Origin of the sequence: Mesorhizobium sp. M1A.F.Ca.IN.020.03.2.1, from assembly GCF_004023205.1 — a bacterium.
Classification (GTDB): Bacteria; Pseudomonadota; Alphaproteobacteria; order Rhizobiales; family Rhizobiaceae; genus Mesorhizobium.
On sequence record NZ_RZSV01000014.1, the window covers coordinates 40,019 to 47,980 of the forward strand.

The following is a 7,962-nucleotide window of genomic DNA, read 5'->3' on the forward strand; positions in this document are numbered from 1 at the left end:
CATGATTGCACTTTTTCATAACAGGCCGCTGCGGCGCCGCCTTGTCGCCGGATCGATCGCCGTTCTTGCCTGCGGCGGCGCCATGGTCTGGCACGGCGCCAGAAGCGAGGCCTCGAACGTGAAGCCCGCCGCAGCCGAGACAAAGCTTGTCAAGGCCATCGCGGCCGTCCCGATGCTCAGCGCCGATACCCGCATCGCCATCGGCGAGATCCGGCCGAGGCTAGAAAGCGACCTCGGCTTCCGCGTGTCGGGCAAGCTGCTCGAACGTGTCGCCGAGATCGGTTCGACGGTGAAGAAAGGCGAGGTGCTGGCCCGCATCGAAGACCAGGACTATCGCAACCGGCTCGCCAGCGCCGAGGCCGATGTCGCGGCGGCACAGGCCGTGCTTGTCGAAGCAAAAGCTGCGGAGGCCCGGATCGGTGCGCTGCTCGGCAAGGGTTTTACCACCCGAGCCAATTATGACGCGACACTGAAGAATCTGCGTTCGGCGCAGGCCAAGCTCAAGTCGGCGAACATCGCCTTCGAGATGGCCAAGGACCAACTCGGCTATACCGAGCTGCATGCGGAATTCGACGGCATCGTCACCGCCACCGGTGCCGAAGCCGGCCAGTCGGTCAATGTCGGACAGATGGTGGCGCGGGTTGCCGATCCGGAGAGCCGCGACGCCGTGTTCTCGATCGCCGAAGCGGTCTTCGCCAACGCACCCGATACCAAGCACCCGCCAAAAGTGACTGTCTCGCTGCTCAGCAATCCGGCGATCACCGCGGTCGGCAGCATCCGCGAGATCGCGCCTATGGCCGACGCCGCGACCCGCACCTTCCAGGTAAAGGTCTCGATCGAGAATGCGCCCAACGAGATGCGCTTCGGCGCAAGTGTTTCCGGCCGCGCCGAGATGGGCGGCGCGCCGGTCATGGTGCTGCCGGGCAGCGCGCTGTTCGACAAGGACGGCAAGCCGGCCGTGTGGGTCGTGTCCGCCTCGTCGGCGGTGGAGCTCAAGCCGGTCACGGTTGCCCGATACGAGACCGACCGTGTCGTGGTCAGCGGCGGCCTCGCCAAAGGCGATCTGGTCGTCACCGCCGGCGTGAACCGGCTGCGGGAACACGAAAAAGTGCGTATCGTTGAAGGAGAGGAAAAATGACCATGTCCAAGACAAAGGTCCTGATTGCCGGCGCCGGTCCGACCGGGCTGACGCTCGCTCTCTGGCTGACCAGGCTCGGCGTCCCGGTCCGCATCTTCGACAAGGCCACCGGTCCGGGTGAAACCTCGCGCGCGCTCGCCGTCCAGGCCCGCACGCTGGAGTTCCATCGCCAGATCGGCATCGTCGAGGACATCCTTGCCGAGGGCATCCGGTTGGAACGGCTTACGTTGCATACGCCGGCCGGCGTCGCAGCGCGGCTGCCGCTTTCCGATTTCGGCCGCGGCATCAGCCCCTACTCCTTCGCCTTCGCGCTGCCGCAGGACATCCATGAACGCGTGCTGATCACGCATCTGGAACGCGCCGGCGTCGAGGTCGAGCGCGGTACGGAGCTCGTTGCCTTCCAGGACAAGGGTGACGCGGTCATCGCGACGCTTTCGCGGAACGGCAAGACCGAGACCGTCAGCGCAGCCTATCTTGCCGGTTGCGACGGCGCCCGCAGCACGGTTCGCCATGGGCTGAACATCGGCTTTCCGGGCGGTACCTACGAGCAGGCCTTCTACGTCGCCGACGTGAAGGGCACGGGCAACGTCACCCGCAATGGCATGGACACGACCATCAGCACCTATGGCTTCGCTATCGTGATGCCGGTCCGGCAGTCGGGCTCGCTGCGCCTCATCGGCATCGTGCCGAAGGCGCATGAGGCCGACGAGACGATCAGCTTCGAGGCGATCCGCGCCGATGTCGAGCGCGAGACCGGCGTCACGGTCGAGGAGGTCAACTGGTTCTCGACCTATCGCGTCCATCATCGCGTCGCCGAGCGCTTCCGCGCCGGCCGCGTGTTCCTCGTCGGCGATGCCGGACACATCCATAGCCCGGCCGGCGGCCAGGGCATGAACACCGGCATGGGCGATGCTGTGAACCTCGCGTGGAAGCTAGGCGCCGTGGTGCAGGGCCGTGCCGATCCGCGCCTGCTCGACAGCTACCAGCCGGAGCGCATCGCCTTTGCCCACAAGCTGATCGAAAGCACCGACAAGGTGTTCCGCTTCATCACCAACCGCTCGCGACTGGTCGGCCTGTTCCGGCGTTACGTGATGCCGAAGGTCATGAACATCGGGCTCCACACATCGTTCGGGTCGCGCGCATTCTTCGGCGTGATCTCGCAGACGGCGATCGAGTACCGCGCCGGGCCGATCAGCTCGGGCGTGGCGGGCAGGGTCAGCGGCGGCGATCGCCTGCCCTACGTCACGGGCGCGGGCGGCGACAATTTCGAGCCGCTGCGGTCGCTCGACTGGCAGGTCCATGTCTATGGCGAGGTCAATTGCGATTTCCGGGCGATGCTCGCGCCGACAGGAATTGCAGTGCATGGCTTCGCCTGGACAGACGCAGCCGTGAAGGCCGGCCTGCAGCGCGACGCAGCCTATCTGGTGAGGCCGGACGGCCATGTCGCGCTCGCCTCGCCGGTCCAGGAGGCAGCCGCCTTCCAGCGCTATCTCGCCGGCCTCGCCATCAGGCCGAGAACCGCCGAGCGCGCGCCCTACCGTGTGCCGGGCACCATGCACAGCCTGGCCTGAATTGCTATGGCGCGCCCGCCAAGCGGCGGGCGCTGACCGAACCCAAACCGTCATTTGTTTTGGCCAGCCGGCAGGCGCCGGCGGAGCGCGCTTGCGCGCGCCCTGAAAAGGAACCGCATCATGACCAGCTTCAATCTTTCCGAATGGGCGCTGCGGCACCGCAGCTTCATCGTCTACCTGATGATCGCGGCCGCCCTTGCCGGCCTCTACGCCTATGGCGGCCTCGGCCGCGAAGAGGACCCGCCCTTCACCATCAAGACCATGGTGGTGAGGACGATGTGGCCGGGCGCCATCACCAGCGACACGGTGGAGCAGATCACCGATCGCATCGAGAAGAAGCTCGAAGAGCTGCCGGACCTCGACTACGTCAAGAGCTACACCAAGCCCGGCGAATCCGTCGTCTTCGTCAACCTCAAGGACACGGTGGCCGCCGACCAGGTGCAGCCGCTCTGGTACCAGGTGCGCAAGAAGCTCGACGACATCAAGCCGACGCTGCCGTCCGGCGTGCAGGGCCCGTTCTACAACGACGAGTTCGGCGACACCTATTCGCTGATCTACGCGCTCACCTCCGACAGCCTCAGCCATCGCGAGTTGAAGGATCTCGGCACCAGCCTGCGCGCCGGGCTGCTGACGGTGAAGGACGTCGCCAAGGTCGACCTCATCGGCCAGCAGGACGAGAAGCTCTATCTCGAATTCTCGACGCAGAAGGTGGCGGCGCTCGGCCTCGATGTCGGCACGCTGTCGCAGGCGCTGCAGGCGCAGAACGCGCTGACGCCGAGCGGCACGGTCGATGCCGGTCCCGAGCGCATCGCCATCCGCGTGTCCGGCAGCTTCACCTCCGAGGAAAGCCTCAAGGAGATCAACTTCTACGCCAACGGCCATTACTTCCGGCTGGGCGACGTCGCCGAGGTCAAGCGCGCCTATTCCGACCCGCCGCAGCCGATGTTCCGCTTCAACGGCAAGCCTGCGGTCGGCATCGCCATCTCGATGACTTCGGGCGGCGACGCGCTGGCGCTGGGCGAGACCGTCAAGGAGAAGATGCATGAGATGCAGGCCGAGCTGCCGCTCGGCGCCGAGCTCGGCCTGGTCGCCGACCAGTCGCATGTGGTGGAAGAATCCGTCGGCGAGTTCACCAAGAGCCTCGGCGAGGCGATCGCCATCGTGCTCGCCGTCTCGCTGCTGGCGCTCGGCTGGCGTCCCGGCGTCGTCGTGGCGGTCGCCATCCCGCTGGTGCTGGCGATCACCTTCGTCACCATGGAGTATTTCGGCATCTCGCTGCAGCGCATCTCGCTCGGCGCGCTGATCATCGCGCTCGGCCTGCTGGTCGACGATGCCATGATCGCGGTCGAGATGATGATCTCGCGCATGGAGGAAGGCTACGACAAGATCTCGGCCGCCACTTATGCATATACCTCCACCGCCTTCCCGATGCTCACCGGCACGCTGGTGACGATCGCCGGCTTCGTGCCGGTCGGCTTCGCCAAGAGCGGCGCCGGCGAATACTGCTTCTCGCTGTTCGCTGTCGTGGCGATCGCGCTCGTCGTCTCCTGGGTGGTGGCGGTGCTGTTCACGCCGCTGACCGGCGTCTTCCTGCTGCCCGATCGCATCAAGGGGCATGGCGGCAGCCATCAGCCCTCGCGCGTCGGCCGCGGTTTCCAGGCGCTGCTCGAGATGGCGATGCGGGCAAAGTGGCTGGTGCTGTCGGCGACGGCCGGACTGTTCGCGCTCTCCGTCGTGGCGATGGGCTTCGTCGGCCAGGAGTTCTTCCCGAAGTCCGACCGGCCCGAGGTGATGCTCGACCTCACCTTGCCGCGCACCGCTTCGATCAAGTCGACGGATGCCGTGGTCGAGCGCGTCGAGAAGCTGCTCGCCGCCGATCCTGATATCGACCACTGGAGCTTCTATGTCGGCCAGGGCGCGGTGCGCTTCTACCTGCCGCTCGACGCACAGCTCGCCAACGACTTCTTCGCCCAGGCGGTGGTCGTTACCAAGGGCCACGCCGTGCGCCAGGCGGTGATCGACCGGCTGGAGAAGCAGCTGTCGACCGGCTTCGACGACGTCATGGCGCGCGTCACGCCGCTGGAGCTCGGCCCGCCGGTCGGCTGGCCGCTGAAGTTCCGCGTCAGCGGTCCGGATCCGGACAAGACGCGCAGCCTGGCGCAGCAGTTCGCGCAGGTGCTGGGCAGCGACGCCTCGGTGCGCAACATCAACTACGACTGGAACGAGCCGGCCAAGGTCATCAAGGTCGATGTCGACCAGGACCGGGCGCGCGCGCTGGGCATCTCCTCGCAGCAGCTGTCGGAGACGATCAACGCGGTGCTCTCCGGCTCGAAGATCACCCAGATGCGCGACGACATCTACCTCGTCGACATCGTTGCCCGCGCGGTGGAAACCGAACGCGCCAGCATCGACACGCTGCGCGGCCTGACGATCAGCGCCTCCGGCGGACGGCGGGTGCCGCTCGAGCAGGTGGCGAAGCTCACCTACCAGACCGAGCCGCCGCTGATCTGGCGCCGCGGCCGGCTGCCGACCGTGACCGTCCAGGCCGATGTCGCGCCGGGCGAAAATGCCACGCTGGTCACGCGGCGGCTGGAGAGCGCCATCGCCGCCTTCAAGGCGGAACTGCCGGCGCGCTACAGCGTCGAGCAGGGCGGCGTGATCGAGGACAGCGCCAAGGCCCAGGCCTCGATCTTCGTGGTGTTCCCGCTGATGCTGTTCATCATGGCCACCGTCCTGATGGTGCAGCTGATGAGCTTCCAGCGCCTGGTGCTGGTGCTGCTCACCGCTCCGCTTGCGATCATCGGCGTCGCCGGCGCGCTGCTCTTGTCGGGCGCTCCGATGGGCTTCGTCGCGATCCTCGGCGTGATGTCGCTGATCGGCATGGTGATCCGCAACTCGGTGATCCTGATCGCGCAGATCGACCAGCACATCGCCGCCGGCGAGGAACCATGGGCAGCGGTGATCAGCGCCACCACGCATCGGTTGCGGCCGATCCTGCTCACGGCGGCGGCCGCCATCCTCGGCATGATCCCGATCGCGCCGACGGTGTTCTGGGGGCCGATGGCCTATGCGGTGATGGGCGGCCTCTTGGTGGCGACCGTGCTGACGCTGGTTTTCCTGCCGACGCTCTACGTCACCTGGTTCGGCATCAAGGCGCCGGCTGAGAGCACCCCCGCGGCCGAACCGACCGCGGCCGCAGCCGAGCCCCAGCCGCTGGTGGCCTGAGCGGCGCCCTCCCAGCAGCCACGGCGGCCAACGCCGCCGTGGCGACCTTTATCACCCAAAACGGAAAGGAACGATCATGACACCCTTCTTTGGAAATCTTCTCGTTCGCGTGAATGCCGGCTTCCTGGTCCTTGCTTCCGCAGGCGGGCTCGCCACCGACATTGCCGGCTCGTTCTTCGGGCGCGGGGCTGAAGCCGTGCTGCTCAACAACGCACCCGGCACCGGCATCGGCTTCATCGAGGCGCACGGGCTGGCCCTGATCATCGGCGTGACGCTCTGGCGCATCGCCTACTCCCGCAACTGGCACGCCGTGCTGGCTGCCGTGCATGTGCTGCTCGGAACGGCCAACCTTCTGTTCTGGCAGTTCTTCATCGCCGCCGACGTGCTTGTCGTCGGCTACGTAACAACCGCGGCGCACTGGCTGTTCGTGGTTGCTCACCTGGCGGCGCTGACGGGTTCGACCCGGCTGGCCGCTTCATCCTCCCACTAGAACTGAACACCAACCTCAGGAGAAACGAAAATGCCTGTGAAATCTTTCAGGAAAATGCGCTCGGCCGCTGCGTTGCTCGCCATCGGCCTCGCCGCCGTCGAGATTGTCGGCATGGCCGTGCCGGCCCTGTCGCTGGTCGGTACCGCCGAAGCCCGCATCGGGGCGCCCTGGACACCGCACAGCGCCGCGGGCGTCGCTCGGCGCGCCACGACATGGCGTGTGCTGAGGCACACCACCGCCTGGGTCGCCACGCTGCCGGCAGGCTGCGTTCGCACCAAGGTCAACGGCTTCGACGTCTGGCGCTGCGGCCGGACCTACTACCGGCCCTATCAAGGCCGCTACATCGTGGTCGTCGTCGATTGAGGCGGCTCGGGCACAGCCCAAAGCGCGTCGCGCTGAAACGGATTCGGGCGACGCGCTTAAGTTTGTGTGTTGATATCCCAGAACCGCTGCACACTTCCGGGGCGACATGCATTTAGCCGAGGGCAAGCCTGACGCCTTCGCAGAGATGCTCGGCATCGGCCGGATTTTCGAACGGCACGCCGTGCAGCGCATAGTCGAGCGGCGAGAAGGAAGCGCCCTCCTCGATGAGGGCGATCTGCCGCCGCGCCTTGTCCCTGTCGCCCATCTGGGCATAGCAGGCGGCCAGCCTCGTCCTGATCCAGGGCGCCGGCCGCGTCGCGAGCTCCAGCGCTTCCGCCGCCTGCCGATATTCGCCCATCATGTAGAGCGCCAGGGCGCGGTCGAACTGGTACCAGTGCGGATGCAGCGGATCGATGCGGATGCCGCGCGCCAGCCAGGTCAGCGCTTCGAGCGGCCGGCCGCGCATGGTGAGCAGCATGCCCATCTGCTCGATGCTGTCGGCGTCGTACGGGTTGAGCTGCAAGGCGATGCGCATGTGATGCTCGGCCGCCTCGTGATCGCGCATATAGAGGCGGATCAGCGACTGCACGCGGTGGCCGGTCGGCTGGTCGGGCGACAGGGCCAGCCCTTTGTCGGCAAGGTCGCGCGCATTTTCCAGGACAGCATCGCTGGCGCGCCCGAACTCGCTGTCCAGGGAGCGCGCCAAAGCGAGATAAGAATAGGCAAGCCCGTAATTCGGATCTTTTGCGATCGCCGCCTCGAACAAGGCCTCGGCGCCGCGTTGGTCGGTCTGAGCGGGATCGCGCAGCAGCGCGAAGCCGCGCAGCAGGAGCTCGTACGCGGCAAGGCTGGTCACCGGCTTGCGCGAGGCCTGCTCGAGGCCGGCGTTGGTGACCCGCGTGACCAGGCGGCTGACGATCTGCTCGACGATGTCGCGCTCGATCGCGAACAGGCCGGCGCCCTGTGACTGGTAGCGGTCGCCCCAGAGCTGGCTGCCGCTCGCGATGTCGACGAGGCTGACGGCCACCACGACATGCTCGCCCTGGCGGCGCAGCGAGCCCTCGACCAGATAATCGGCGCCGATGCGAGCGCGGATCTGCGGCCACTCGGCGCGGCCGAAGGAGGCGAAGGAAAAACTTGAATTGCGCGCCAGCACCGTGACAGTGCCGAAGCGC

The 7,962-nt window shown here is 66.8% G+C and carries 6 protein-coding genes; 5 read left to right on the forward strand and 1 reads right to left on the reverse strand.

Annotation, left to right across the window (positions count from 1 at the left end):
• The first annotated feature begins 1 nt into the window (after nt 1).
• The 5 genes from EOA79_RS04450 to EOA79_RS04470 all read left to right on the forward strand — a co-directional run bounded on the left by EOA79_RS04450 (nt 2) and on the right by EOA79_RS04470 (nt 6,787).
• Nucleotides 2-1,138, forward strand: a complete 1,137-nt coding sequence (locus tag EOA79_RS04450; protein ID WP_245322389.1) for an efflux RND transporter periplasmic adaptor subunit — start codon at nt 2-4, stop codon at nt 1,136-1,138.
• A 2-nt stretch (nt 1,139-1,140) separates the two neighbouring features.
• Complete coding sequence (locus EOA79_RS04455) at nt 1,141-2,709, forward strand: FAD-dependent monooxygenase (RefSeq protein WP_164893818.1); 1,569 nt, start codon at nt 1,141-1,143, stop codon at nt 2,707-2,709.
• 120 nt (nt 2,710-2,829) lie between these two features.
• Entirely contained in the window at nt 2,830-5,934 is a 3,105-nt protein-coding gene (locus EOA79_RS04460; protein WP_281060250.1) for an efflux RND transporter permease subunit, read from the forward strand.
• Between the two features lie 76 nt (nt 5,935-6,010).
• The gene (locus tag EOA79_RS04465; RefSeq protein WP_067324856.1) at nt 6,011-6,424 is read left to right on the forward strand and encodes a hypothetical protein; all 414 of its coding nucleotides are present in this window, start codon (nt 6,011-6,013) and stop codon (nt 6,422-6,424) included.
• 30 nt (nt 6,425-6,454) lie between these two features.
• On the forward strand, nt 6,455-6,787 hold the full coding sequence (locus EOA79_RS04470; protein ID WP_066996527.1) for a hypothetical protein: 333 nt from the start codon (nt 6,455-6,457) through the stop codon (nt 6,785-6,787).
• Nucleotides 6,788-6,899: 112 nt separating this feature from the next.
• On the opposite strand, the gene EOA79_RS04475 is transcribed toward EOA79_RS04470, so the two are convergent.
• Nucleotides 6,900-7,962: adenylate cyclase (locus EOA79_RS04475; protein ID WP_128292879.1), on the reverse strand; the 1,063-nt coding region annotated here is incomplete at its 5' end.

Bases quoted from the DNA above. Each gene is read 5' to 3' on its own strand.
- EOA79_RS04470 (WP_066996527.1), top strand. From the start codon at position 6,455: ATGCCTGTGAAATCTTTCAGGAAAATGCGCTCGGCCGCTGCGTTGCTC.
- EOA79_RS04460 (WP_281060250.1), top strand. From the start codon at position 2,830: ATGACCAGCTTCAATCTTTCCGAATGGGCGCTGCGGCACCGCAGCTTC.
- EOA79_RS04455 (WP_164893818.1), top strand. From the start codon at position 1,141: ATGTCCAAGACAAAGGTCCTGATTGCCGGCGCCGGTCCGACCGGGCTG.
- EOA79_RS04450 (WP_245322389.1), top strand. From the start codon at position 2: ATGATTGCACTTTTTCATAACAGGCCGCTGCGGCGCCGCCTTGTCGCC.
- EOA79_RS04465 (WP_067324856.1), top strand. From the start codon at position 6,011: ATGACACCCTTCTTTGGAAATCTTCTCGTTCGCGTGAATGCCGGCTTC.